The sequence below is a fragment of the Nonomuraea sp. NPDC048882 genome (genome assembly GCF_040649755.1).
Classification (GTDB): Bacteria; Actinomycetota; Actinomycetes; order Streptosporangiales; family Streptosporangiaceae; genus Nonomuraea; species Nonomuraea maheshkhaliensis.
Genome location: NZ_JBEZGB010000019.1, coordinates 78702 through 103603, shown reverse-complemented (window position 1 = coordinate 103603; position 24902 = coordinate 78702). Strand labels below are relative to the sequence as shown.

Sequence of the window (24902 nt, the reverse complement as noted above, 5' to 3'; positions counted from 1 at the left end):
TCGGGGTGTGGTCGGGGTTCCCATCATGCCCGTACCCGGCCGGTCCACGCCCGCAGGCCGCACCCGCAGGGGCCGTCCGCGGGGCAGCGGCACTCCTCCTCCGGTGGCAGGAGGCCGGTGCCGTCGTTGAGGCGGCGCATCCGCTCCCAGTACGCGTGCCGCGCCGCGGGGCGGCGGCTCGTCTCCAGCAGCGTGGTCAGGTGCGCGGCCATGGGAGCGGGCACGAGGTGGAACGGGACGGTGGCGGCCAGGTCGCGCAGGACGCCCAGCCGTCCGGGGCGCTGGGCGGCGGTGGCGGTGCGGACCTGGCGCGCGGCCTCGTACACCTCGGCCAGCTTGGCGTGATCCGCGGCATTCAGGCCCATGGCCCGTGCCACGGCGGCGGCCGCCGTAGCGGCGGCGGCGCGCTCGTTCGCGCCGATCGTGCGGTGATCGTCCACCTGGAACGTCAGCACGCCCACGTCCTGAGCGGGCCCGTTCTGCGCGGCTCCATGCTGAGCAGGACCCCCTTGGGCAGGAACTCCTTGGGCAGGCACCCCCTGGGCAGGCCCGCCCTGAGCGGCGGCGTCGGGGGGCGTTGCGCGGCCGGCGGGCTGGATCTCGACGGCGATGGGCGGGTGGCCCGGCACCTGGATGTCCAGCAGGCCGGGGCCGTGCGTGCGGACGCGGGCGCCCAGGAGGGCGGCGCCGCGTTCGAACGCCTTGGCGGCGGCTATCTCGGGCAGCGCCACGGGACCGCGGATCGCCGCGATCTGCTCCTGGGTCAGCTCGCCCGCCCGCGCCAGGAAGATCGTCCTGGCCGCCGCGCCCGGCTGGTCCTCCGCCAGGCCCGCCCTGCGTACCTCGGAGCGGACTTCGGCCGCGGTCGTCCTGGCGTCTGTCTCCGTGCCGCCCAGCAGGGACGCCAGGGAGCGGCCACGGCCGGGCGCGGGCTCCTGCCGCGTGACGGCGTCGATCAGGCCGCGGAGCCGGGCCAGCGGGCCTTCCTGTCCGTCGCGCGCCGGCCGGTGCGGGCCCGTGCCCCAGGGCGGGGGCGGCGGGGTGTGGCCGCGGCGCTCGATGTCAGCGGCGAGGGCGCCGATCGCCTCCGCCAGCCGCGACCGCGCGGCCGGGTCCTCCTCCGCCCGCCACTTGCGTGACAGGTGGGCGTGCTCGTCCAGGCGCGGCACCAGGCAGTGGTCCGTGCCCTCCGCCACGTCGTGCGACAGCGACGGCCGGACGACTCCCTGCCGGGCTCCGGCCGCCGTCGCGGCGCTCGCCTGGGCGGCGTGCGAGATCTCGTGCACCAGCACCGAGGACACGACCTGCGGGTCCACCCTCGGCCCGATCCGCATGACGTGCGGGTCGGCGGCGGTGCCGGCCCGCAGGTCCGTACGGCCGAGCAGCCCGGCGCCCGGGTCCTCGACCAGCACCTGGACGTGCTGGTCTGGCGAGCCGGTGAACTGCAGGACGATCCGGTCTCCGCCGGCCCAGCGCGCGTTCGCCACCGCCCCGCCGAAGTCGGCGGCCGAGAGGGGCTGGGCGCGCACCTCGGTGAGGGTCAGGTCCGGGGTTCCTTCCGGCCTGGCCGCGGCGTCGAAGGGGGTTCCGGCGATCGCCTGGTCCGTGGCCGCGTGCGCGGGCCCCGAGCTCGCCGACCCGCCGGTGAGCCCCTGGGCGACGCTGCCTCCGGCCGACGCGTGCGACGGCCCTGTGGCGGCGGGCCAGGCGGGCGCGGCGGGCGCGGGCGGGAGGGCGCCGCGGTCGCGGAGCGCGGCGGTCAGCTGGTCGGCGAACGTGCCCTCCGCTTCCGAGGTCAGGAAGACCTGCCGCAGGTCCAGCCGGGGGTTGCGGAGCTGGTCCGCGGCCTCCAGCAGGCCGGGCGGAAGGGTGGAGAACGCCTCGGCGAAGCCTCCGTCGGGGGTGCGGCTGGTGATCCTGCCGTCGGGGTAGGCGACGTAGCGGTGCAGGCCGTCCGGCTCACGTACCGCGACGACCGCCGCCGCCCCGCGTTCCCTGGCGGCCAGGCGGGCGTCGCCGAGCACCTGGATGAGCCCTTGGCGTCCGGAGGCGGGCACGAACGGGAAAGTGTGCGACACGTCGGACTCGGGCCCGATGCGCACGCCCGACTCCATCCGATCGAGCAGCTCCTCGAGTTCCTCGGCGAAGAGGGTCACGTCCACCTCGCCGCCGCTCGCGCCCGGCATGCGGACCGCGTCGCCGACGGGCCGTACGTCGCCGTTGCGCAGCCGGGCCACGTGCTGGAAGACGAGGTCGTAGTCGACCCGCATCCGCACGGTGTAGACCTTGCCGCGCACGAACCTGCTGCGTTCGCGCCGCGCCCCGTGGTGGTCGTTCACGGTCTCCGACGACTGCTCGCCGGCCCTGGTGCCGTAGTCGATGCCCAGTCCGGTCTTCATGGAGACGTTCCCGGCCACGGGCAGGACGCGGCTGCGCGACACGCTGATGTTCTGGGCGTCGGCCTTCCTGTCCACGTCGCCCTTCTCGGCGTCGAACGGCCCGGCCACGACGGTGAGGTCGGACAGGCGAGCGCTGATCGTGACATCGGCGCCCTGGTCCTTGAACTTCTGCCTGGCCATCCGGACGACGGTGTCGCCGCCCGGCCCGGCCATCCGCTCGAAGCCGCTGATCAGCGCGGACGGGTCGAGCCTGGCGACGAGCTCGGCCCGGCGTTCTGCGACCGTGTTGCGGCCCAGCATCTTGCCCAGCTGGGCGGTGACGACCTCGAGGAGGGTGGGCCTGGCGGGGTCCTGCCGCAGCGTCTCGACGAAGTGGCCGGAGTGCAGCTCGACCCGCCGGGGGTCGGTCACGGTGACGAGCGGGCCGGGGTCCTCGTTCGCGGGCCTGACCATGCCGGTGGGCAGGCGGCGGACGAGCTTGGCGTCGTACCGGACGGGGAGCACCTTGGGACGGCGGCGGACCCGCTCGGCCGCGGCCTTGATCGCGGCGGCGGCGCGGGCCCTGCGGGTCGCGCCCGGCGCGGTCCTGACCCGGGCCGGCTTGCGCTCGACCTCGATGACCAGGACCATGTCCTGCTCCACGCGGTCGAGGCCGTTGAACAGGCCGATGCGCTGCAGCCGCGTTCCCTGCTCGTTGCTGGTGCTGGAGAAGGAGCGGCCGCGATCGGTGGACAGGCCGAAGCCGCCCCCGTCCCCGTCGTCGGTGCTGGAGGTGTCGGCGCCGGCGGAGTAGGAGCCGTTGTACCCCGCTACGTGCGACAGGTCGGTGTAGCGGTAACGCTGGATGATGATGCCGGAGTCGGAGGTGTGGCCGAGGAATCTGCCCTTGCGGGGGTCGGCTCCTTCCGCGGGCTCCAGCCGCACCCGTACGGTGACCGCCTCGGCTCCGTCCGCCGGCCGCCCGCTCTGTACGTGGTATGTCTTCTCGAAGCCGTTGTCCGACCACATGGACGGGATGCGGATCTGCGCCCGGTCGCCGGCGAAGTCGACGCTCGCCTCCCTGCGCAGGGTCGGCGTGTTCTCCTCGGCCCCGGGCATCGCCTCGTTCACGGCGTGCAGGACCGCGTCCAGCAGGTTGACGTCCTCGTCCTGGTCGTTGGTCAGGTCGAACGACTCCACGACGCTCAAGCCCATGCCGTTCTCGTACTGGGGCCCGAACACGACCTCCTCGCTGCGCCGGATCAGCTCCTGGGCCTCGTTCAGCACCTCGTCGAGCCGGGTCTCCTCCTCACCCTTCTTGACCCGCGTGGTCTCGGGGGCGAGTCCTGTGACCTTTCTGAGCGGCTTCAGCAGTTGCTTGGCGCTGTGCCTCTCGGCGAGCGGCGGGACCTCGCCGCGGGTGCGCGCCTCGGCCAGGGCCTTGACGTAGGTGTGGATGAGCGGCACGGCGAGGGTGCGGTCCAGGGTGAGGCTGCCGTTGCGGAAGCGTTCGACGGCGTCGGCGACCAGGTGCAGCGGGAGTGCGAGGTCTCCGTCGGCGTACATGCGCAGCGCGTCGTACTCGGGGATGGAGAACAGGACGGCGCCCTTGGTGGCGGTGGTCCCCGGCTTGCCTGCGGGGATGCGTCCCTCCTCCGTGGGCAGCGCGTTCGGGCGGCTCTCCTGGCCACTGAGGGTGACGTCCATGTCGGCGCGGAGCATGTACTGGCGGCCGAACTCGATCGTCAGCTCCTCGGTGCCCCAGATGTCCAGGATGGAGGTGGAGTTCGAGGTGCCTCCCGAGCGCGAGGGCAGCGTGAGCGAGCCGCCGTCGCTCTGCGTGCCGCCGCCGTCCAGGTCGCTGAGGCCGGTCGAAGCGCCGACCGACAGGCCGGTCGAGGCGCCCCACGACACTCCGGCGCTGCCCAGCCCGAACAGGATCTTGCCGACCACGTGGTCGACGACGCCGATCACCTCGGCCTCGCCGAGCTCGCCCTGCACGGACACTGACGACTGGGTGGGCGCGACTCCCTGCGGCCGGGTCGCCGTGTCGCTGTTGACCGGCCTCTCCAGCAGCTCGGGGTGCGAGACGAGGTTGCGCGTGTTGAGGAAGGCCGCGATGTGGTGGTAGGCGGGCGAGTCCTCCCGCATCCCGGCGGGCAGCACCCGCCGCGCCGCGGCCATCGCGTCGCGCACGTCCATGGCCAGGAGCGTGGCATGGCTCATCAGCGCGCGGGTCGGCTTGCCCACCGAGGCGTTCTGGGCGGGGCCGTCCACCGGGAGGAGGTCGACGGGTATCGCGATCCTCGCCTTGCCGTCGCGGGAGAGCAGCAGTTCCGCCTCGCCGTCGTGCACGAGTTCCACGACCAGCTTGTGCTTGACGTCCATGAACGCCACGGCGCCCTTGGTCTCCCCGAGCGTCACCACGTTGACGGTGCCGCCGGTGCTGGAGCCGGCCGTGTGGGTGACGTTGCCGCCGCCGTTCACCCCGACCTCGTGCTTCAGCCCGTCGTGGCCCTCCGCCGGGCCGTCGCCCATGCTCGCGGACGGACCGCCGCTGTAGGTCCTGGACCGGCTGATGGCCCGCGCGGAGGTGTCGGTGCCGATGTCGAGGTCGACGTTCGTGTCCTCCTCGCTCAGGCCGACGTACGTGCCGCGGTCGCTGAAGTCCTGTTTCAGCGACACGCGCACGGTGTAGTGGTCGGGTGCGCTGTTGAGCCCGTGCGCGACCAGGTCGATGAGGAGGCCGTCCTGTGCCGCCTGGCTGTAGCCGGTGCGCAGGCGCCGCTCGGACAGCTGCTGGAGGACCTCCTGGAGGTTGAGCGCCTGGCTGGCGCGGACGAGCTCGTTGGAGTCGTACTGCGGGATGCCGTCCACGATCCTGGGCACCAGACCGGTGTCGGCGAGCTGGCCGAGCACGTCCTCGGCGACGTCGTCCATCTCGAAGATCTCGTGCACGATACCGGGGCCCGCGCCGCGGACCTGCCCGGGCCCGTCGCCCATGATCTCCGGCAGCTCGGTCTTGCGGCCCTTGATCGGCACCGGCATGGGGTCGCCGCGCAGCACGTCGTTGCCGTCGGCATCGGTGAGTACCTTGCCGTTCACGTGGATCCGCGCCGCGGCGTCCACGGGCAGGCCGAACCGGTAGGCGAGGCGCTCCTGCATGCGCACGAGCGCGTCGCCGCGCATCGGCGGCAGCGTGACCGGCGGCTCGCCGATCTTCTCCACGGTGAACGTGTGCCGCAGCTCCAGCCGGTAGCCCTGGGTGGGCCGGGTGAACCTGAGCACGGTCGGATGGATGGCCTGGCCGTTGGCCGTCGCCGAGTACGTCTGCGACGCCGACCGCGCTCCCTTCAGCCGGGGCCCGATCGCCGGGTCGTACCCCGCCATGATGTCGACCTGCTGCAGCCCGGGGATGTTCAGCCCGGCGGAGGAGTTGGCCTCCAGCGACCCGCCGGAGGAGGCCCCGCCGGGCGAGGCCGCGAAGTCGACGAGCACCTCCTCCTCCCACTCCTGGTTGCTCGGCCCGCCGACCGGGCGGCTCGCGACCAGGACGACCTCGGTCTTGACCTTGATGCGGACCTGGGGCTTGCCGTCCACGTCGATGACCCGGTCGATGCCCTTGTCCGTCGCCTCCCGCAGCCGGCTCGGCAGCTCCTCGGTGATGAACTTGCGCAGGTTGGAGCGGGAGTTCGTGCCGATCTGGGCGAAATCGCCGCCGAGCCGGCCGGCGAGCGCGTCGAGGGCCTCCTCCAGGCCGGTCATGCCGGTGACGACGTGGTTGGGCAGCGAGCGGGTGCGGCGCGCGTCGTCGACCCAGACCAGCTTGCGCGGCGGCTGGTCGGTGTAGGAGTGCGACACCCACAGGCGCTGGGCGGGGCTGTCGCCGGGCAGGCCCGAAGTGACCGTGGTGGTGTCGCGCCAGGCCTCGTCGCGTCCGGTGCGGATCTCGACCGTCCACGTGGCGGCCGCGTCGAGCAGCAGGGACTCGCTGCGGTTGTCGGAGACCGAGCCGCCCTGGGCGTACATGCCCGCCCCGCCCGACGCCGACCAGCTCCGCCCGGCGCTCGCGCCCAGGCCGAGGCCGACCAGCTCGCCCACCATGCGCGTCCACTGGCCCTCGGGCAGCATCTGGGCGAGCCCGCTGGTGTTGAGGTTGCCGAACACGCCGGCGCTGCCCGACTCGGTCGCGGTGACCGTCCGGCCGGCCTGGAAGAAGATGCCGACCATCATCTCGGACGCCTTCACGGCCGGGTCGATCACCTCGACCAGGTCGGAGAGCGTGAGCCGGATGCGCAGCTCGGAGGCCGACTTTCCGTGGCCGGTGCGCAGCACGACTCCTTCCTGTGTGACGACCTTGTGGAAGTCCGCCCTGATGGCCCGCCCGAGCTCTTCGGGGGTGTACTGCTTGGCGATCCCCTCGCGTTCGAGCATGGTGTTGACCGTGCTGGTGAGCGCGCCGAGGTGCGCCAGCCGGCCCGCGGGCAGCGAGGCCGACAGGGCGACCTCCTGCGGCAGCGCGGCGGCCAGCGCGTCGAGGTAGCGCTGGTGCTGCTCCGCGGCCTGCCTGGCCAGGCGCGCGGCGATGTCGGCCATGCTGACCTCGCCCGGTGCCGGGGGCGTCGAGGCGAAGCGCAGCGCGCCTGCCAGTTGCTCGTACACCTGCCTGGCGCGGGTGGCCTCCGCCAGCGCGGCCTCGTAGGCGTCGGCGATCCTGGTGTGCCTGGCCTGCGTGTTGCGGTGACCGCGGGCCTCCCGCTTGGACTGGCGGGCACGTTCGTAGCGGCCGGAGTCGTGGTGGTTCAGCGTCCTGCGCGCCGAACGCCTGGCCTTCTTCGCCTCCTGGCGGGCGTTCTCCGCGCTCGCCCGCTTCGAGGCGATCTGCTGCTGGAGTGCCCGTTCCGCGCCTTCCAGCGCCGTGACGACCGCCGCCACGTCGGCGGTGAGCGGATCGCCGGGTACGGACGGCGCGTGGGCCGGGCGGCCGTCGTTGCTCGGGGCCCAGGGCGGGGCGGGCGGGGTGTCCCCGTGCTCCTGCAGCTCGCGCATGACGCCGTCGATGTCCACGGCCAGGCGGCGCTTCTCGGGCAGCGTGCGGGCCCGCCGCCACTGCTCGGTCAGGTACGCCAGCTCGTTGCGCCGGGCGGGCACGCACTCGTCGCGGGAGGGCCGGTTGCCGGGCAGCACCCGTCGCAGGACCCCCTGGCTCGAGCTCTGCCGGGTGGCCTGCAGCCGCTGGAGGGTGTCGGTGATCTCGTGCAGCCATAGCCTGGGCAGCTGGTCGGAGGCGACGCGGGGGTTGAAGTGGACGACGTGCGGGTCGTCGATGCCCTGCTTCAGCTCCGTCTGGCCCATCAGACGGGAGTCGAGGCCGCCCACGACCGGGTGGAAGCGGTGCGTCTGGCCGTCGCCGGTGGTGACCATCAGGGTCGTGCCGTCCGGGGACCAGGCCAGCGCCTGGACGTCCTCGTCGCCGAAGTGGTCGGGTCGCAGGTCCGCGATGGCGTCGCGGGCCTCGTCGGTGGTCAGGTCGGGGCCGGTGCGGGTGCCGGGGACGTAGCCGGTGCCGGGCACCGGCTGGGAGGTCACGGTCCCGGGGGCGCTCGCCAGCATGGGAGCCGCCGCGCTGCCCTGAGGTTGTGCGGTGTCCGGGGACTGGGCGGCGTCCGGGGCGCCGCGCGGGGCCGTGTCGGGGCCGGTGCGGGGCGCCGTGTCGTGGACGCCTTGCTGGGACGTGTCAGGGCCGGTGCGCGGGGACGTGTTCTGGCCCCCGTTCAGGCCGCTGTCCGGGCCCGTGTCCGGGCCGCCTTCCGGGGCCGCTGAGGAGAATCGGTCGTCGGCCTGGGCGACCAGGAGCAGCGAGGCCGCCTCCACCTCCAGGTCCGCCTGATTCTGCACCTCGGTGGCGCGGGCGTGGAGCAGGGCGCCGATGCGGCTCAGTGTGGCGGCCGGGAGGACCCGGGTCCCGCCGGGGACCGGGACGATGAGGTCGCCCGCGGGGCCCATCACCGCGTTCGGGAAGTTCGTGCCGATCGCGTCCACGAGCGCCGTCCGCGCCCGGCCCGCCGGCGTCAGCTGGGCCGCGGCGGGCACCGCGGCGCCCTGGGTCCGGTCGCGGCCGTCGCCGGGCTCCCCCACCGGCGTGGCGTCCGCTTGACGCGGCTCGCCTCGGGACGCCGGTCCGTTCTGTGCGGACCCATCATGAGCCGGGCCATTCTGAGCGGCACCATCATGATTCGGACCGCTCTGAGCGGACCCATCCTGGTTCTGGCCGTTTTGAGCGGGCCCGTTCTGTGCGGCGCTGTCCGGCTGGGAGGCCGTGTCACCGACGGCGGGCGCGCCGCCGTCCTGTGCCGTCGCGCCTCGGACGGGCGCCTCGGGGTCGGCCTGGGCGGGGGTGTCGGCGGTGGCCAGGGGCGACGGCTCGTGGTCGGCCGTGCCGGGCCGGCGGCCGGCGCCCTGGTCCGCTCCCTGGTCTGCGGCTGGGTCCCCAGTCGAGTTCGCGGTCGGGTTCGCGGCCGGGTCCGCGTTCATGACCGGCTCCGGACTCGGCTCCGGTTCTGGGGTCGCCTCCGGGTCCGGGGCCGGTCGGGGGGCCGGGTCCGGTGTCGTGTCGGGGGTGGACGGGGCGCGGCGGGGCGCGGACGGGTCGGCGTCGGGCATCGACGGCCGGCCGCCCTGCGGTGCGGAAGACGAGGCGGTGCGCTGGGCGGGCACGCCGGCCTGGTCGGGGATCCGGGTGGCCGCCTGGTTGCCGGCCCGGCCGCCCGAGGCGGGACCCCCGGCCCCGGGACCGGTCGGCGCCTGGGGGCCGTCCGGGGAGTTCGGGCCACCGGGGCCGGTGCCAGGGCCGGGACCGGTCCCGGGGCCGGCGCCCGGGCCGGCGTCCGCGCGGGCCGCGTCGGTCCTGGCGGCGGCGGAGTGCGCGGCGGCTAGCGTGCTCAGCGGGTGGGCCAGGGCGGAGGCGACGTCCGGGTTGAACGGGCTGATGCTGCCGGTCCGCCCCGCGCCGCCGAGGAAGCCGCCCGCCAGCGAGTCGGCGGTGAACGGGTTCTGCAACTGCCCGTACACGACGCCGTTGGCGATGAAGCTGCCCACCGGGGAGGCGATCGTGTTCGTCAAGCCGGTGGTGAGGGCGCGGCCGGTGAAGCCTGGGACGCTGCTGGTGAGGCGGGAGACGGGCCCGGACAGGCGGGTGCCGATGACGGCGCCGGTGCCCGCTCCGACGATCGAGGCGGCGGACTTCTGCCAGTCCCACTCCTGGCGGGTGCCCATCTTGATCTGCTGGTACTGGGCCGCCGCGTCGATGAAGAACTCCTCGCCGATCTCCTCGATGAGTTCCCTGCCGATCGGCGAGGCCAGCAGCCGGACGATGGCGCCGCGCCCGGTGGCGCCGCTGAGCACGGCCACCCGGGCCAGCCTGGTGGCGCCGACCTCGCGGCCGGCCACGGTCGCGAGCCGGACGAGGATGCGGCTCAGCGCGGCGCGGGCGCCGGCCGCGTACGGGCCGATGAGCGCGGTGGAGGCCCCGGCGCTGAAGAAGGAGACGATGATGGCGATGCCGATGGCGATGACCGTGATCCAGAACGCCACGTTGATGGAGAGCTTGGAGTACTGCGTCTCCACGGCGAAGTCGTTGGCCTGCTGCGCGTAGGCCCGCGCGTTGCGGTCGACGCCGGAGATGCCGTCGTCGCCGTACAGGGTCTTGATCCTGGTGACGAAGTTGGCGGTGGCGGGCGAGGCCCAGCCGGTGACGACGGTGCGCGCGGCGGAGCCCGCGGGCCCGGCCGAGCCGGAGGCCCCGTCGGCCAGCGCCTCGTACGCCCGCGCCAGCTGCGACAGCCCGCTCTCGGTCGCCTCGGGCCATTTCTGGCCGGCGGACAGCATGGGGATCAGCCAGTAGACCACCCAGCCGGGTAACGCCTCGGTCTCCCAGACGGGGCGGATGTCGCTGTCGATGGTGACGGCGCGCCCCCGGCTCGGCCGGTCCCCCGTGTCCTGGACGTCGATTCCGCCCGTGTGCGTCATGCCCGGGTGCCTCAGACCTCTCGCTGCCGCGCGAGGGCCGTGAGGTCATGCTTGATGTCGGCGTCCGTCTGGAGGGTGTTGTCGATGGCCGTCCTGAGCCGGTCGCCCGCGTCCGTGATCTCCTTGGCGAGCCGGCCGCACTGGTTGAGCAGCTCGCCGGGCCCGCCGTCGCGGAAGTGCGTACGGATGAAGGCCTCGCCCTCCATCCCGCCGCCCCAGGGCGCGCCGGCGATGCGCGCCTCGACGTCGGAGACGAGCTTGGGCAGGCTCCGTTCGACCTCCTCGGCCATCACGGACCACGCGGAGATGCCCCGGTCGACGATCGGCTTGGCGATGGCCGCGCCTTCCCAATCCTTCACTCGGCACCTCCGGCAAGCTGGGACAGGACCGCCTCGACGTCTCCGTCGAGGTGCGCCTGGAACTGCTCGGGCGGGATCACGGGCGCGAAGATCTCCACGATGCGCTCGCGGGCGGTGGCGGCGGCCCGTTGCGCGGTGGTCACGATCGTGTCGGCCAGTCCGCGCGCGTCGGGGCGCCGGTAGATGCGCGGGTCCAGGTCGATCCGGACGAGCTCGCCGCGCGATCCGACGGTCACCGACACGAGGCCGTCGAGCGAGGTCTCCGTCACCTGGACCGCTCTGGCCCTGGTGTGCAGTTCGAGGCCCTGGTCCTGTAGCCGGGTGAACATCTCACGCAGTTCGTCGGCGTAGGCCCGAACTCCCGCCACGTCTGGCCGCTCCAGTGATCCCATGACCCTCTCATGACGCTCTCGCCTGTTACGACGCATGTTCCTGAGGAGTAAGTTTCCGTCACATGAACACCAACAAACAAGAGTCTGTCGCAAAAGTGAGGATTCTGGAGAGCTTTACCGGTGGGTTCAGGGTGTGATGAGTACGGCCTCCTCGCGCATTTCGTCCACTTCGTCACGATTTGCCCAGCATCGGTAGACGCCGCGCTCGATCCGGTCGAGCCCCAGGCGGCGCGCCGTGAGCACCGATCCGCCGAGGTATTCGAGCAGCAGCCGCCCGTCCCGCTCCTCGTGCACCTGGAACGGCTCGCCGCGCCAGCGGCACACCACGGTCACGAAGTGCAGCGACTCGCACTCCCCGACGGGGACCGTGCGCACGTGGCAGCCCGGCTCGACCTCCTCGAACCCGTCGGCCGGGTCGGTCCTGCGCAGGCGTACCCACAGCTCCAGGGCGTGCGGCTCGGGGCTGGCGGCGTAGTCGGCGCCCCGCCAGCAGGCCCGGTAGGAGTGCCAGGCGGTCACGCCGCCCTCCCGATCAGCAGCCAGCGGCGCAGGTCACCGTGGTAGACGGCCCTGCGGTGCTCGGTCCCCGCGATGGTCAGCTCCCAGATCTCGGCGCCGTGGGGCAGGCCCACGCCGTACACCTTGTACTCGCGGATGATGTTGTCGGGGCTGGGCACCAGCCCCATGCCGGCGAACGGCGGCTCCTCGACCACCCAGCCCGCCACCGCCTCCCGGCCCTCCTCGTCGGTCCCCCCGTACGGCGTGCGGTAGAGGCCGAGCCCGACCGGACGCCAGCGCAGGATGTTCAGCGAGCCGCTCGCGCTGAGCAGGTCAGGCCGGCCCAGCGCCGCCGCGAGGACCGCGGGCGTGGCGATGTGAGAGACGTCGAGCGCGTGGTGGCAGTAGCCCGACACCCTCGGCCCGCTCGTGGCCAGCAGGTCGGGCAGGTCGGCCGTGGCGATCAGCTTCTGCACCACGGGCACGCCCGACTCCGGGTCGAGCAGGAGGTCCTGGGTCATCGTGGGCACCGCGAGCCGCGCCACCGTCCCCGGTTCCAGCGGGAACGAGACCGCCAGCCCCGGGTTGACCGCCAGCCCCCATCGCGGGTCGGGCCAGCCGGCCGCCAGCTCCGTCATGGAGGTGACCCGGCAGTGCGTGGCGGTCCCGCCGGTGGCCAGCAGCATCGCCTCGACCGAAGTGTAGGCGAGCAGCCACGTCCGCCCGGGGCCCGAGGCGGTCGCCCAGGCGGGCGCCTCCTCGCCCGCCGCCGCGGCGGCGGTGATCGGCAGCGCCAGGTCCGCACTGCGCAGCAGGCTGAGGCACAGCGCCATGTGCCCGTCCCGGTGCGCGGCCCACAGCTGCTCCTCGAACGGGCTCACCGGCAGATGATCATCTTCAGCCATCCGCCCATTGTGCCGGGTACGCGTGCCGCGCACCGACACCGGCGGCCGGCTGCTCCGCGCCCCCGGTGCGGTGCCCGGTATCGCCGGACCGCCCAGGGCGGTCGGCTCCCGTCGTGCGACAGCGCCCCCTGCGCGCGTCAGGAGGCCGGACTGTGCGTGGCCGCTACCTTCGCCGCGCCGCGCCCGCCCACGCGCGCGTCAGGAGGCCGGCGCCGACGCGCCGATCGGTTCCGGCGCGGGGACGATGCGTTCTGTGCCTTCGTCCCAGCGCCACGGCACGTCGTGCCCGTGCAGGTGCACCCCGCCGATCCAGCGGTCGAGGCCGTTGAGCGCCACGTGGTCCGCCGCCCCGGCCAGCACCCGTTCCCCCGCCTTGGTGAGCCGCAGCTCGGTGCCGCGATCGACCGGGCGGCCCGCCGGCTCGGCGTCCAGGAGCGGGACGGGCGCGCGCGCCAGCCGTTCCATCATCGCGTAGCACCAGGAGTCGCCGAGGTACGGGCGCGTCTCGCGCGCGGCGGCGCGGACGAACGCCGTCCCGGCCTCGGTGGCGCCGCCGGCGACGGCGGCCAGCACGCGCCGTTCGGTCAGCGACAGCCCGTCACGGGTCGAGGGGTATTCGCGGCTGAGCCGGTCGAACGCCTCGCCCAGGAAGCGCAGCTCGGCCGAGCGGTGGGCGGCGACGGCGCCCAGGCCGTCGGGGGCCGGGGCGCGGAAGGCCGCCCATGCCCCGGTGGCCAGGTCGAGTGCGGCGGGGGTGAGCCGGATGCGGGCGTTCGTGCCGGGCAGCGCGCGCAGTTGTGCGGCCGTGAGCTCGCCGAGGCCGCCGAACCGGGCGATGCCGGGGTGCTCGCCGATGCAGATCAGTGTGATCCGCTCCGCCGGCACTCCGAGGCCGGCCAGGCGGGACAGGATCTCGATGATCTGGAGCTGGTCGTACAGGTCCGCCTCGAACCACAGGACGTACTCGCCGTCGCGGTTGCCGGCCAGCGTCCGGTCCCGTTCGGCGAACATGCGCGCGCCCTCCGCGCGGTCGTCCGCGTCCGCCCCGGTCAGGAACGCCGCCCTGATCCGGCGCAGCTCCTCCGGCTCCACGTCGGGCACGGGGCCCTCGTGCAGGACGTCGCGCCAGTAGATGAGGCGGGGCGCGAGCCCGGTGCCGGGCAGGTCGGTGGCATCGCCGTTGCTCACGTGCAGCGCCGCCGTCAGGGACGCGCCCCTGCGGGCGCGCTTGAAGCCGGACAGTCTGGTCATCGTCGTCTCCCGCGCCCCGCAGCGGATGGGGCCGCAGATGGGGCCGCGGACCGCATTTTACCTGGTACGACTGGCGTTCACGAGGTGATCAGCTGGATCGGCAGCAGCAACGCGTTCGCCAGGCCGCCGCCCAGGATCAGGCCGGAGCCGACGGTGGCGGCGAAGGCGCCCTCGTCCCGCCTGCGGCGTTGCGAGACCAGCTTGGCCAGGCTGCCGAGCAGAATGGCGGCGGAGGTGGCGGCGGGCAGCAGCACGCCCAGGCCCAGCAGGGTAGGCAGGACCGGCGTCCAGGCCAGGGCCAGCCCGGCCAGCGCCGCCGGGACGAGGAAGAGCACGGCCGAGTGCGCGTACTCCGGCGACCCCCGGAGCAGGGCGTTCAGGAAGTCCAGGGCGCTCGACGTGGGCGCGGGGAAGGCGGCGCTGCCGACGGCGCCCAGCTCGCCGATCAGGAAGAGCAGCGTGATGCCCGTTCCGACGCCGGCGACGCTGCCGATCGCCTGGCAGGCGAGCAGTTGGCGGGTGCGCGGCGCGTCCCGTGCTGTGGAGGCCACCTTGGCCGCCTCGATGTAGTACGCCGACGCCAGTGCCGAGCCGCAGACGAGGCCGACGAGCAGGTACGCCGTCCCCTGCGGCACGTGTGCCAGCGCGAGGACGACCAGGGCGAGGAACTGGAGCACGCCCGTGGGCGCCATCCCGGTGGCGGCGTTGACCCGGTTCAGGATGACGCCGAACAGCGGGGCGAGGACGACGAGGGCGACGGCGATCGTCAGGTACGGCGGCGGCAGCGCGACAAAAGCCGCCACCACGGCGGAAATGCCCGCCACCGCGAGCCACCGGTGGCCGTCTCTCCCCCGCATCGCCCCGGCGACGGCCCGGCCCGGCCCGGCCGCCAGCCTGACCACGAAACCGCAGGCGTAGCCGAGCAGCAGGCCCACGCCCACGGCGAGGATCCAGGGCGAGCCGAGGTGCTCGGCGTAGGCGGGCGCGGGCCGCGGTGATGTGCGCAGCGCGGTGGCGTACCAGACGACGAGGGAGTACGCCGCTCCGAGGCCGATCCAGACCGTGGAGGCGCCCGGCAGGCGCAGGCCGAGTCCGAAGAGCATCGGCGACAACGACAGGGCGAGGTATGGCGGCAGGCCGGGGGCGGGCGGCAGGGAGTCCCGGCCGGCGAGCGCGGCCGCGAACGACAGCACGGCCGCGACGACGGCGGCCACGACGATGAGCCGCTGCCTCTCCGCACCCGCCTCGCGGTCGCCGGAGCCGGTCAGGGTGTGCATGAGGTCGATGACCGGCCACAAGGCCGGATATTTCAGGCCGGGGTCGCCGATGATTGTAGGGGCCAGGACCACCCCCAGGACGAGGCCGAGGAGGTTCGCCAGGAGCGCGAGGCCGGCGAGTGAGATCCAGGACGGCATGGGGTCGCCGCTCAGCAGGCCGGCGCCGATGCTGGTGTCGATCGCGGGGACCGCCAGGGTGCCTCCTGAGGCGGTCGCATAGGTGACGAACAGGGTCCGCCAGTTCAGCTTCCGCAGCAGTCGCAGGGCGGCGCCGCCGAGCAGCACGGTGATGATCGCGCCGCCGGATCCGGCGCCCGCCTTGAAGGCCAGGATGACGTTGAGCACGCTGAGGCAGCCGCCGAGGAGCACGCCGAGCGCGATGGGCGCGAGTGTGAGGTGGCGGGGTGGCGGTGGGTGTTCCTCGCTCGGGCCCGACGGCATGAGCCGGCCTACGCCCGCTCGTGGAGCAGGCGTAAACCGGCGGTTCTCCGGAGACGGTGACTACCCCTGGTCTCCACCGAAGATCCTCCTCACGACCGCGCGCGTCGAGAAGACCGCACAGCACGCGCTCATCGCGCCCGGCCGCTGCGCGCACGCCCAGCGAGCACGCGCACGCCGTCCCGACCGCTCACCGGTCGAGACGACGTCCCGGCCCCGCTGATCCCGAACCCTCAGGATCCGACACGGGCTCACCCGATGTCGAGCACGGAACGGACGCCAAGCAGGGCCCAGCACAAACGGGCCTACGCCGAGCGCGGCCGATGCCAAACGGACCTGCGCCGAGCGGGGCGGGCAACCCTGGGGTGGGTCAGGCCGGTTGGGTGGCCAGTTGCCGTAGGCGGGGTTCGCCGATCATGGTGAGCATGTCGGTGTGCGTCGGGGTCCAGCCGAGCTCGCTCCGCGTGCGGGGTGCGCGGCAGCGGCTTCGTCGGTGCGGGCCAGGCCGGTGACCGTGTGGCCCTGGGCCGCGAGGTGGCGGGCGACGGCTCCGCCGACGAAGCCGGTGGCGCCGATGACCAGGACGTTCACTGCGGCAGGGTGCTGCGCTCGCCGCCGTTGGCGACGATGACGGTGCCGTTGATGTAGCTGCTGTCGGCGTGGATGAGGAACTGGACGATCGAGGCGATCTCCTCGGGCTCGCCGATCCGCTCGCGGATGTTGACCTTGCCCATCAGCTCGATGTTCTCGCCGAGCATGGCGGTGGTGCCCGCGGTGCGGACCGGGCCGGGCGAGACGCCGTTGATCCGGACGCCGCTGGAGCCGAACTCCGTGGCCCAGGAGCGGGTCAGCAGTTCGATGGCGGCCTTCGACGCCCCGTACGCGCCGCCGATCGGCGCGGGCGACGTCGCCGCGGTCGAGGTGATGTTGACGATGAAGCCGTGCCCGCGCTCGGCCATCCCCGGCGCGAGCGCGCCGACGAGGAGGAACGGGGCCCGGGTGTTGATGGCGAGCTGCTCGTCGAAGCTCTCGGCGCTGGTGCCGGGCGTGCTGGTGAAGGTGTAAATGCCGGCGTTGTTGACCAGGATGTCCACCTCGCCGGCCGCGGCGGCCAGGGCCTTGACCTCGTCGGCGTTCGCCAGGTCGGCCGTGACGAAGCGGGCGGTGCCGCCTTCGGCGGTGATCTCCTTGACGAGCTGGGCGCCGCGTTCCGGGTCGCGGCCGTGGGCGATGACGTGGATGCCGTCGGCGGCCAGCCGCAGCGCGACGGCGCGGCCGATGCCGGCGGTCGCGCCGGTCACAAGGGCGGTGAGGGTGCGTGCGGGAGCGATGGTCATGGTGGTGGACTCACTTTCTGGGTTGATCTGTCCAAAAACGTAGGGGCATTTTCTGGATTGCGCAACCCAATCCGGTAGGCTTTGCGACGTGGCCGAAGCAACCAAGCCCCGCCGCCTGACCCCGAAGGGCCAGGCCACCAAAAACCGCATCATCGAGGCGGCGACCGCGCTCATCGCCCAGCGCGGCGTGGCCGGCACCGGCATCGAGGACGTCCGCGCCGCCGCGGGTGTCAGCGGCTCGCAGCTCTACCACTACTTCGACAGCAAGCAGGCCCTGATCAGGGCGGTCATCACCCGCCAGGCCGACTCCGCGCTCGATCCAGGGCTACCGCGAATAACGGCTCTCGACAGCTTCGAGGCCCTGCGCGCCTGGGCTGACGCGGCGATCGAGCGCCAGCGAGAGAACGGCTGCCGCGGCGGCTGCGACCTCGGCACCCTGGCCGGCGAGCTGAGCGGCACCGACGAGGAGTCCAGGACCGACCTGGCCAACGGCTTCCTGCGCTGGAAGGACCTGATCCTCAACGGGCTGCGGGCCATGCGCGAGCGCGACGAGCTGCGCGCCGACGCCGACCTCGACGAGCTCGCCTTCGCGCTGCTCTCCGCCCACCAGGGCGGCACCCTGCTGTCCCAGACGGTGCTCGACGTGCAGCCGCTGGAGGCGTCGATGAACGCGACGCTGGCCTACATCCGCTCGTTCGCCACGGATCAGCAGCCCGTACGGTAAGGGCGGTTTTCTCCCTTATGCCCCCGTCCACCTATAGTGAGGTTTACCTACCCGATATACATAAAAGCGGCCGCCCCCGTCCCGCGTGCCGGCCGCTGTGCTCAGGAGTCACCTTGATCAGGAAGTTCGCCGGCGTCGCGGTCGCTTTGGCCCTCGCTCTCGCCGCATGCGGATCGGACCCGGCGGCCGCACCTCAGGAGGGCGCCGGCAGCGGCGCCGCCACGATCGAGATCGGCTCCCTGTACGAGCCGCAGAACCTCGACAACACGGCCGGCGGCGGCCAGGGCGTGACGGAGACGTTCAACGGCAACGTCTACGAGGGCCTGTACCGGCTCACCGACGCGGGCAAGGTGGAGAACCTGCTGGCCGAGAGCCAGGAGGTGTCGGACGACGGCCTCACCTACACCTTCAAGCTGCGCCAGGGCGTGACGTTCCACTCGGGCAAGGCGCTGACGGCCGCGGACGTGAAGCAGAGCATCGAGCGGGTGAGCGCGGCGGACTCGCAGTCGGCGCGCAAGAGCCAACTCGAGGTGATCAAGTCCGTGACCGCGCCCGACGAGGGCACCGTGGTCATCAAGCTGTCCAGCAGGTCGATCTCCCTGCTCTACAACCTGAGCTACGTGTGGATCGTCAACGCCGAGGCCAAGGACCTGACGACCGGTGAGGACGGTACGGGGCCGTACAAGCTGGGGTCCTGGAAGCGCGGCTCGACGCTCAGCCTCGAACCCTTCCCCGGCTACTGGGGCCCGAAGCCGGCCAACGGCGGCGTCGTGTTCCACTACTTCACCGAGGCCACCGCGCTCAACAACGCGCTGCTCACCGGTGCCGTGGACGTCGTCACCAGCGAGCAGAGCCCCGACGCGCTGGCCCAGTTCACCGGCAACCCCGACTACAAGGTGGCCGAGGGTCACTCCACGACCAAGCTGCTGCTCGCCTTCAACGACAGGAAGGCGCCGTTCGACAAGCCGCTGGTGCGCAAGGCCGTCTCCTCCGCGATCGACGACGCCAAACTGCTGGAGTCGATCTGGGCCGGGCACGGCAGCCTGATCGGCTCGATGGTGCCGCCCACCGACCCGTGGTACGAGGACCTGACGAAGGTCAACCCGTACGACATCGAGCTGGCCAAGAAGCAGCTCGCCGAAGCCGGCTACGCGGGCGGCTTCCGCTTCACCCTGGACACGCCCAACTACGACCCGCATCCGACGGTGGCCACGTTCGTCAAGAGCGAGCTGGCCAAGGTCGGCATCACCGTCGACATCAACGTGATCACCGCCGACGAGTGGTACAGCAAGGTGTTCAAGAAGCGCGACTTCGCCGCCACCCTTCAGGAGCACGTCAACGACCGCGACGTGGTCTGGTACGGCAACCCCGACTTCTACTGGGGCTACGACAACAAGCAGGTCACCGGCTGGGTCGAGGAGGCCGAGCGGGCCAAGACCGCCGAGGAGCAGACCGAGCTGCTGAAGAAGGCCAACCGGCAGATCGCCGAGGACGCCGCCAGCGACTGGCTCTACCTCTACCCGCAGATCGTCGTGGCCTCCTCCAAGCTGTCGGGCTATCCGGTCAACGGCCTGAACTCGCAGTTCTACGCGTACGGGATCAAGAAGGGCTGATGGCGCGTTACCTGCTGCGCCGCACGGCCTTCCTGCTGGGCTCGCTGCTGCTGGCGGCCTCGCTGCTGTTCGTGCTGCTGCGGCTGCTGCCCGGCGATCCGGCCAACGCCCTGCTGTCCATCGGCGCGACCCCCGAGCAGATCGCGGCGGCACGCCGCCAGACCGGCTCGGACCTGCCGCTGCTGGAGCAGTTCGCCGCCTGGCTGGGCGGCCTGGCCCGGCTCGACCTCGGCACGTCCTACGTCAGCAAGCTGCCGGTCGGCGGCGAGATCGCGGCCCGGCTGGTGGTCACCGTGCCGCTGACGCTGCTGGCGTTCGCGCTGGCGGTGGTGGTGGCGGTGCCGGTCGGCTTCCTGGCCGCCCACCGGGCTCAGCGCTGGTACGGGCCGCTGCTCAGCGGTTTCGCGCAGCTCGGGATCGCGGTGCCGGTGTTCTGGATCGGCATGCTGCTGGTGACGGTGTTCGCGCTGCGCCTGCGGCTGCTGCCGGCCGGCGGGTTCCCGCGCGAGGACTGGGCCGAGCCGGGACGGGCGCTGACGGCGCTGGTCCTGCCGGTCGTCACCATCGCGCTGGTCATGTCGGCCTCGCTGATCCGCTACGTCCGCGCGGCCACGCTGGACGTGCTGGGCAGCGACCACCTGCGCACCGCGCGGGCGCTGGGCGAGTCGTTCGCCGGCGCCATGTGGCGGCACGGCCTGCGCAACGCGGCCGGGCCGGTCATCGCGGTGCTCGGGATCGAGCTGGCCACGACGTTCCTCGGCGCGGTGGTGGTGGAGAGCGTGTTCGCGCTGCCCGGCCTGGGGACCCTGCTGATCGAGGGCATCTCCGAGCACGACTATCCGGTCATTCAGGGCGTGCTCGCGGTCAGCACGTTCGCGGTGCTGGTGATCGGGTTCGCCGCCGACGTGGCGCAGCGCCTGGTCGATCCGCGGCTGCGGACCCGCCTGGGGCGCTCGTGAAGGGGCCCCAGAGCAAGAGGACTGGGCGCAAGAGGCCAGGGAGCAAGGGGCTCGCCGCCGGGTGCGTGCTGGTCGGTGTGGTGCTCGCGGTGGCCGTCGTGTCGCTGGTGTGGCTTCCGTACGATCCGGCCGACACCTCGGGCGGCCGGCTGGTCCCGCCGGGCGGCGAGCATCTGCTGGGCACCGACAAGCTGGGCCGCGACCTGCTCACCCAGCTCATGATCGGCGCCCGCATCGCGCTGGTGGCCGGCGGCGGGTCGGTGCTGCTCGGCGGCGCGCTCGGGGTGCTGGCCGGGCTGGCCGCCGGGTTCGCGACGCGGTGGCTCGACGACGCGCTGGCCGCCGCCCTGGACGCTTTGATCGCCTTCCCGACGTTGCTGCTGGCCATGCTGGTGGTCGCGGTGCGGCAGGCCTCGCTCGGCTCGGCGGTGCTGGCGATCGGGCTGGCCATGTCGGCGGTGGTCGCGCGGCTGACCAGGATCCTGGTCAAGCGGGTGCTCGCGCAGGACTACATCACGGCGGCGCGTACGTCGGGCAGCTCGTGGCCGCGGATCATCGCCGAGCACGTGCTGCCGAACATCTGGCCGACGCTGCTGGTCAACCTGGCCCTCCAGCTCGGCCTGGCCGTGCTGGCGGAGGCGTCGCTGTCGTACCTCGGCCTCGGCCCGCCACCGCCGAACGCGTCCTGGGGACGGCTGCTGCACGAGGCGCAGGCCACCGTGCTCACCGCGCCGGTGGGCGCGATCGCGCCTGGCGTGCTGCTGGTCGTGCTCGTCGTCGGCGTGAACCTGGTCGCCGACGGGCTGCGCGACCTCGCCCCGGGGAGGAGCCGATGACCGGCGAGGAGCCGATGGTCCCGGAGCCGCCGACCCCGGCCGAGCAGGTGAGCCGGGACGTGTCGCCGCTGCTGGACGTGAACGGGCTGTCGGTGCGCCAAGCGGGCGGCGGTGAGCTGCTGCACGGCGTGTCGTTCACGCTGGCGCCCGGTGAGCGGCTGGGACTGATCGGCGAGTCCGGGTCGGGGAAGTCGCTGACCGCGCTGGCCGTCCTCGGCCTGCTGCCCGCCGGGCTGAGCGCGCACGGCAGCGTGCTGCTGGCCGGCACGCAGATCGTCGGCGCGCGGGACCGGCGGCTGGACCGCGTCCGCGGGCGGACGGTGAGCGCGGTGTTCCAGGAGCCGCTCACGGCGCTGGACCCGCTGATGCGCATCGGCAGGCAGCTCGCCGGGCCGATCCGGCGCCGGCGCGGGCTGCGTGGCGGGGCGCTGCGGGCCGCCGTCTCGACCGCGCTGGACGAGGTCCGCCTGCCGGAACGGGTCGCGGGCGCGTACCCGCACGAGATCTCCGGCGGCCAGCGGCAGCGCGCGGCCCTCGCCATGGCGCTGGCCTGCGAGCCCGACCTGCTGATCGCCGACGAGCCGACCACGGCGCTCGACGTGACCGTGCAGGCCGAGGTGCTCGCGCTGCTCAACGGGCTGGTCTCGGGCCGGTCGATGGCGCTGCTGCTCATCGGCCACGACCTGGCCGTGGTCGCGGGCGTGACGGACCGGCTGGCCGTGCTCGAACGCGGCTCGCTGGTGGAGTCGGGAAGGGCGGAGGACATCGTGCGCGCACCGCGGCACCCCTACACGCGTGCGCTGGTGGAGAGCGCGGAGGCGTTCGAGGCCGAGTTCGATCGGCTGGCGCCATGACGTTGCTGGAGGCCAGGGAGGTCGGGTTCGCGTACCGGGGCGGGGCGCCCGTGCTCTCCGGCGTGTCCGTCGCGGTGACGGCGGGGCGCAACCTTGCGCTGGTCGGCGAGTCGGGGGCGGGCAAGAGCACGCTGCTGCGGCTGCTGCTCGGCCTGGCCCGGCCCAGCACGGGTGAGGTGCTGTTCGACGGCCGGCCGCTGCGGCCAGGGCGCGACCAGGAGTTCCGGCGCAGTGTCCAGCCGGTGTTCCAGGACCCGTACTCGTCGCTCGATCCCCGCCAGCGGGTGGACCGCATCGTGTCGGAGCCGCTGCGGGCGATGCGGATGGGCGCCCGCGACGAGATCGGCGACCGGGTGGCGGAGACGCTGCGCGCCGTCGGCCTGCCGGCGGACGCCGCGCGCCGCTATCCGCACGAGTTCTCCGGCGGGCAGCGGCAGCGCATCGCGATCGCCAGGGCCATCGTGTGCGAGCCGCGGATCCTGCTGGCCGACGAGCCGGTCAGCGCGCTCGACGTGACCACGCGCGTGCGGCTGGTCGAGTTGCTGCGGGAGCTGAAGGCGACCAGGGAGCTGACGCTGGTGATGGTCTCGCACGACCTGGCCGTGGTGAGCGCCCTGTGCGACGAGATCGCCGTGCTGGACGGGGGCCGGATCGTGGAGCAGGGGGCGAGCGCGGCCGTGCTCGGCTCGCCCACCCATCCGCACACGCGCCGCCTCGTCGCCAGCGTCCCCCGCCTGCGCCGCGACACCGGCCCGACAGCGTCCTGACCGGCCCGCGCCCTGACGGCCTCTCCCCTTATCCGCCCTTCGGCGCGTCCTGATCAGGGCGAGGGGCCGGGGTCGCCGTCCTTGGGCGCGGTTCGCGCCTGTTCCGGGCGTGGCTCGGCCTCGGGTTCCGCCGCCGCCGGGCTCTCGCCGTTCTCCTCCAGGTACGCCTCCGGCACGTCCGGCATGACCGGCATCAGCTCCTTGCGGGACACGAACGTGTCCAGCAACGACAGCAGCATGGCCAGCACCGGCACCGCCAGCAGCGCCCCCACCGCCCCGAAGAGCTGCGCCCCCAGCAGCACGCCCGCGAACGCGACCCCCGGATGCATGTTCACCGCCCGCCCGCTGATCCGCGGCTCCAGCGTCAGGTTCTCCACCTGCTGGTAGAGGATCCCCCAGGCCAGCGCCGCCAGCCCGATCCAGGGCCGGGGCGACACCAGGCCGACCACGGTGGGCAGCGCGATCGCGATGTACGTGCCGATCGTGGGCACGAGCTGGGCCACCATCCCGGTCCACACCCCCAGCGCCAGCCAAGAGGGCATGCCGAGCAGCAGGAACACGACGGCCGAGCTGGTGCCGTTGATCGCGGCCAGGATGAGCCGGGCGGAGACGTACCCGCCGGTCTTGACCAGCGACACGTCCCACACCGTGAGGAAGACCTGCTGGACGCGGCCCGGCAGCAGCTGGGCGAGCCAGCGCCGCAGCCGGGGGCCGTCGGCCGAGAAGTAGAAGGTGAACAGCAGCAGGGCGAAGGTGTTGAACACCGCCAAGGTGATCGTGCCGAGCAGGCCGAGCACGCCGCCGAGCAGGTCCTGGGCGTAGGTGGCGGCCTGCTGCGGGGTCAGGTTGATGGAGCTGAGGATGGTGGAAATATCGTACTTCGTACCGAATCGGGTGTTGATCCACTCGATGGCGCCGGTGACGACCTCGGGCAGCGCGCGTACGAGTAAAGCGGCCTGCTCGACGAACAGATTGCCGAACAGGAGGAGGAAGACCGCGGTGAGCAGCGCGATCCCGATCATCACGAGGACGGCCGCGGCGCCCCTGCGCATGTGCCGGGCCAGCCGGCCGACCGCGGGCTCCATCGCCAGCGACAGGAACCAGGCCATCACCACGACGACGATCAGCGAACCGGCGTCGGTGAGGACGAAGCGGATGAGGTACACCACGACGACGACCGCGACGACGGCGAACCCCACCCGCCACACGTTGGCCGGCGAGAGCAGCACCTGGATCCGCTGGGTGGGCTCGGGACGGGGCTCCCGGGGGTCGAACGGCTTCATGGCACCCTCCTGACCGGGGCACGCGGCGATATGCCTCACCGGCATCTCTTCCCCGTCCGGAGTGGATCGTGCACGGCGGCCCCCGGCACCTGAGCGGACGCCGAGGGCGCCGGACGATCACGGGCACGCGGCCACGGCACCGGGACCGGTCGCGGGCGCGTGGTCACGGTGCCGCGGTCGACGCCGGGCGGTCACGGGCGGGTGGCCGCGGCCACGAAGAGCGGCAGGGCGAGGAAGAGCCGGTCGCGGCGCCCCCGTTCGCGCTGCTCGGCGAGCCACGACTCGGCCTGCGCGTCGCTGATCGCCCCGGCCGAGCGGGCCCGCTCCGCGAGGTCGGCCAGCACGGGCAGCGCCCTCTCGTCCGCGAGGACCCAGGTGTGGACCTCGACGGTGACGTCGGTGAAGCCGGCGTCGAGGAGGAGGTTGCGGTGCCGGCGGGCGACGCGCGGGCCGGTGACCAGGTCGGCGCGGGCGTGCACGATCGTACGGGTGAGCGCGGCGTCGTCGGAGTCGACGACGTAGGTGTCCCAGTCCTGGCCGATCAGCACGATGCGCCCGCCGGGGGCGAGCACGCGCCGCGCCTCCAAGAGCGCGCGGCCGGGGTCGTCCAGGATGTGGTAGAGCTTCTCGGCCCGGTAGCCGCGCAGCTCGCCGTCGGCGAACGGCAGTGCGTAGGCGCCCGCCACGCAGAAGTCCCCCGCGGGCCAGCGCCCGCCCGCCACCTCGATCATCCGCTCGTCGAGGTCCACGCCGATCGCCCGCGCACCCCGTCCGGCCAGCTCCCCGACCGCGCGCCCGGCCCCGCACCCGACGTCGGCGACCGCCGCGCCCGGCGCGAGGCTGAGGAGTTCGTAGGAGCGGGCGCGCAGCTCGGCCGCCCCGGGGAGGCCGTCGGCGAGGTCGAGCAGGGTGATGAACGCGTCGGTCTGTTCGCTGGTGCGGCCCGTGCCCGACGTTCTATCCGGGTTCGTGTTCGTCTTCATGGGGGCGATCCTGCGACTTC

17 protein-coding genes are annotated in these 24902 nt (G+C 73.2%); 6 read left to right on the top strand and 11 right to left on the bottom strand.

All coding sequences use genetic code 11. The features are described 5' to 3' along the window. Window positions 1–23: 23 nt before the first annotated feature. The 9 genes from AB0C27_RS45695 to AB0C27_RS45655 form a co-directional block, all read right to left on the bottom strand. Complete coding sequence (locus AB0C27_RS45695) at window positions 24–10406, bottom strand: hypothetical protein (protein WP_357858886.1); 10383 nt, start codon at window positions 10404–10406, stop codon at window positions 24–26. Between the two features lie 11 nt (window positions 10407–10417). Next, window positions 10418–10765, bottom strand: a complete 348-nt coding sequence (locus AB0C27_RS45690) for a hypothetical protein (RefSeq protein ID WP_357858883.1) — start codon at window positions 10763–10765, stop codon at window positions 10418–10420. After that, a complete protein-coding gene (locus tag AB0C27_RS45685; protein ID WP_357858880.1) occupies window positions 10762–11157 on the bottom strand; it encodes a YbaB/EbfC family nucleoid-associated protein in 396 nt (131 codons plus the stop codon). Before AB0C27_RS45685 ends, AB0C27_RS45690 begins: the two co-directional genes overlap by 4 nt. Window positions 11158–11283: 126 nt before the next feature. Next, window positions 11284–11676: a hypothetical protein gene (locus AB0C27_RS45680; protein ID WP_357858877.1), complete on the bottom strand. Its 393-nt coding sequence runs from the start codon at window positions 11674–11676 to the stop codon at window positions 11284–11286. After that, the gene (locus AB0C27_RS45675) at window positions 11673–12560 is read right to left on the bottom strand and encodes an SseB family protein (protein ID WP_357858874.1); all 888 of its coding nucleotides are present in this window, start codon (window positions 12558–12560) and stop codon (window positions 11673–11675) included. The genes AB0C27_RS45680 and AB0C27_RS45675 overlap by 4 nt, the downstream gene beginning before the upstream one ends. Window positions 12561–12758: 198 nt before the next feature. Continuing rightward, entirely contained in the window at window positions 12759–13811 is a 1053-nt protein-coding gene (locus AB0C27_RS45670; RefSeq protein WP_357858871.1) for a hypothetical protein, read from the bottom strand. 77 nt (window positions 13812–13888) lie between these two features. Then, entirely contained in the window at window positions 13889–15529 is a 1641-nt protein-coding gene (locus AB0C27_RS45665; RefSeq protein WP_357858869.1) for an OPT/YSL family transporter, read from the bottom strand. A 411-nt stretch (window positions 15530–15940) separates the two neighbouring features. Then, window positions 15941–16117: an NAD-dependent epimerase/dehydratase family protein gene (locus AB0C27_RS45660; protein WP_357858866.1), complete on the bottom strand. Its 177-nt coding sequence runs from the start codon at window positions 16115–16117 to the stop codon at window positions 15941–15943. Next, entirely contained in the window at window positions 16114–16863 is a 750-nt protein-coding gene (locus tag AB0C27_RS45655) for an SDR family oxidoreductase (protein ID WP_357858864.1), read from the bottom strand. Before AB0C27_RS45655 ends, AB0C27_RS45660 begins: the two co-directional genes overlap by 4 nt. 88 nt (window positions 16864–16951) lie before the next feature. Here AB0C27_RS45655 and AB0C27_RS45650 point away from each other — a divergent pair, with 88 nt between their 5' ends. From AB0C27_RS45650 to AB0C27_RS45625, 6 genes are all read left to right on the top strand, one after another. Next, the gene (locus AB0C27_RS45650; protein WP_346112852.1) at window positions 16952–17587 is read left to right on the top strand and encodes a TetR family transcriptional regulator; all 636 of its coding nucleotides are present in this window, start codon (window positions 16952–16954) and stop codon (window positions 17585–17587) included. Between the two features lie 113 nt (window positions 17588–17700). Next, window positions 17701–19200, top strand: a complete 1500-nt coding sequence (locus AB0C27_RS45645) for an ABC transporter substrate-binding protein (RefSeq protein ID WP_357858860.1) — start codon at window positions 17701–17703, stop codon at window positions 19198–19200. Beyond that, window positions 19200–20159 (top strand): ABC transporter permease, encoded by a 960-nt coding sequence (locus tag AB0C27_RS45640; RefSeq protein WP_357858857.1) that lies wholly within the window; start codon window positions 19200–19202, stop codon window positions 20157–20159. Before AB0C27_RS45645 ends, AB0C27_RS45640 begins: the two co-directional genes overlap by 1 nt. Then, window positions 20156–20995: an ABC transporter permease gene (locus AB0C27_RS45635; protein ID WP_357858854.1), complete on the top strand. Its 840-nt coding sequence runs from the start codon at window positions 20156–20158 to the stop codon at window positions 20993–20995. The genes AB0C27_RS45640 and AB0C27_RS45635 overlap by 4 nt, the downstream gene beginning before the upstream one ends. Then, window positions 20992–21849 carry an ABC transporter ATP-binding protein gene (locus AB0C27_RS45630; protein WP_357858851.1) on the top strand — a complete coding sequence of 286 codons (858 nt, stop codon included), beginning with the start codon at window positions 20992–20994 and terminating at the stop codon, window positions 21847–21849. Before AB0C27_RS45635 ends, AB0C27_RS45630 begins: the two co-directional genes overlap by 4 nt. Next, a complete protein-coding gene (locus AB0C27_RS45625; RefSeq protein WP_357858848.1) occupies window positions 21846–22616 on the top strand; it encodes an ABC transporter ATP-binding protein in 771 nt (256 codons plus the stop codon). The genes AB0C27_RS45630 and AB0C27_RS45625 overlap by 4 nt, the downstream gene beginning before the upstream one ends. A 53-nt stretch (window positions 22617–22669) precedes the next feature. Here the strand turns inward: AB0C27_RS45625 and AB0C27_RS45620 are convergent, their stop codons facing one another. Beyond that, window positions 22670–23899 (bottom strand): AI-2E family transporter, encoded by a 1230-nt coding sequence (locus AB0C27_RS45620; protein ID WP_357858845.1) that lies wholly within the window; start codon window positions 23897–23899, stop codon window positions 22670–22672. Window positions 23900–24090: 191 nt separating this feature from the next. Further along, window positions 24091–24882, bottom strand: a complete 792-nt coding sequence (locus AB0C27_RS45615) for a methyltransferase domain-containing protein (protein WP_357858842.1) — start codon at window positions 24880–24882, stop codon at window positions 24091–24093. Window positions 24883–24902 lie beyond the last annotated feature (20 nt).

What these genes read in the sequence shown, in the direction of transcription:
- AB0C27_RS45695 (WP_357858886.1), bottom strand. Translation starts at nt 10,406, where the DNA reads ATGACGCACACGGGCGGAATCGACGTCCAGGACACGGGGGACCGGCCG.
- AB0C27_RS45685 (WP_357858880.1), bottom strand. Translation starts at nt 11,157, where the DNA reads ATGGGATCACTGGAGCGGCCAGACGTGGCGGGAGTTCGGGCCTACGCC.
- AB0C27_RS45675 (WP_357858874.1), bottom strand. Translation starts at nt 12,560, where the DNA reads ATGGCTGAAGATGATCATCTGCCGGTGAGCCCGTTCGAGGAGCAGCTG.
- AB0C27_RS45670 (WP_357858871.1), bottom strand. Translation starts at nt 13,811, where the DNA reads ATGACCAGACTGTCCGGCTTCAAGCGCGCCCGCAGGGGCGCGTCCCTG.
- AB0C27_RS45665 (WP_357858869.1), bottom strand. Translation starts at nt 15,529, where the DNA reads ATGCCGTCGGGCCCGAGCGAGGAACACCCACCGCCACCCCGCCACCTC.
- AB0C27_RS45655 (WP_357858864.1), bottom strand. Translation starts at nt 16,863, where the DNA reads ATGACCATCGCTCCCGCACGCACCCTCACCGCCCTTGTGACCGGCGCG.
- AB0C27_RS45640 (WP_357858857.1), top strand. Translation starts at nt 19,200, where the DNA reads ATGGCGCGTTACCTGCTGCGCCGCACGGCCTTCCTGCTGGGCTCGCTG.
- AB0C27_RS45630 (WP_357858851.1), top strand. Translation starts at nt 20,992, where the DNA reads ATGACCGGCGAGGAGCCGATGGTCCCGGAGCCGCCGACCCCGGCCGAG.
- AB0C27_RS45625 (WP_357858848.1), top strand. Translation starts at nt 21,846, where the DNA reads ATGACGTTGCTGGAGGCCAGGGAGGTCGGGTTCGCGTACCGGGGCGGG.
- AB0C27_RS45620 (WP_357858845.1), bottom strand. Translation starts at nt 23,899, where the DNA reads ATGAAGCCGTTCGACCCCCGGGAGCCCCGTCCCGAGCCCACCCAGCGG.
- AB0C27_RS45615 (WP_357858842.1), bottom strand. Translation starts at nt 24,882, where the DNA reads ATGAAGACGAACACGAACCCGGATAGAACGTCGGGCACGGGCCGCACC.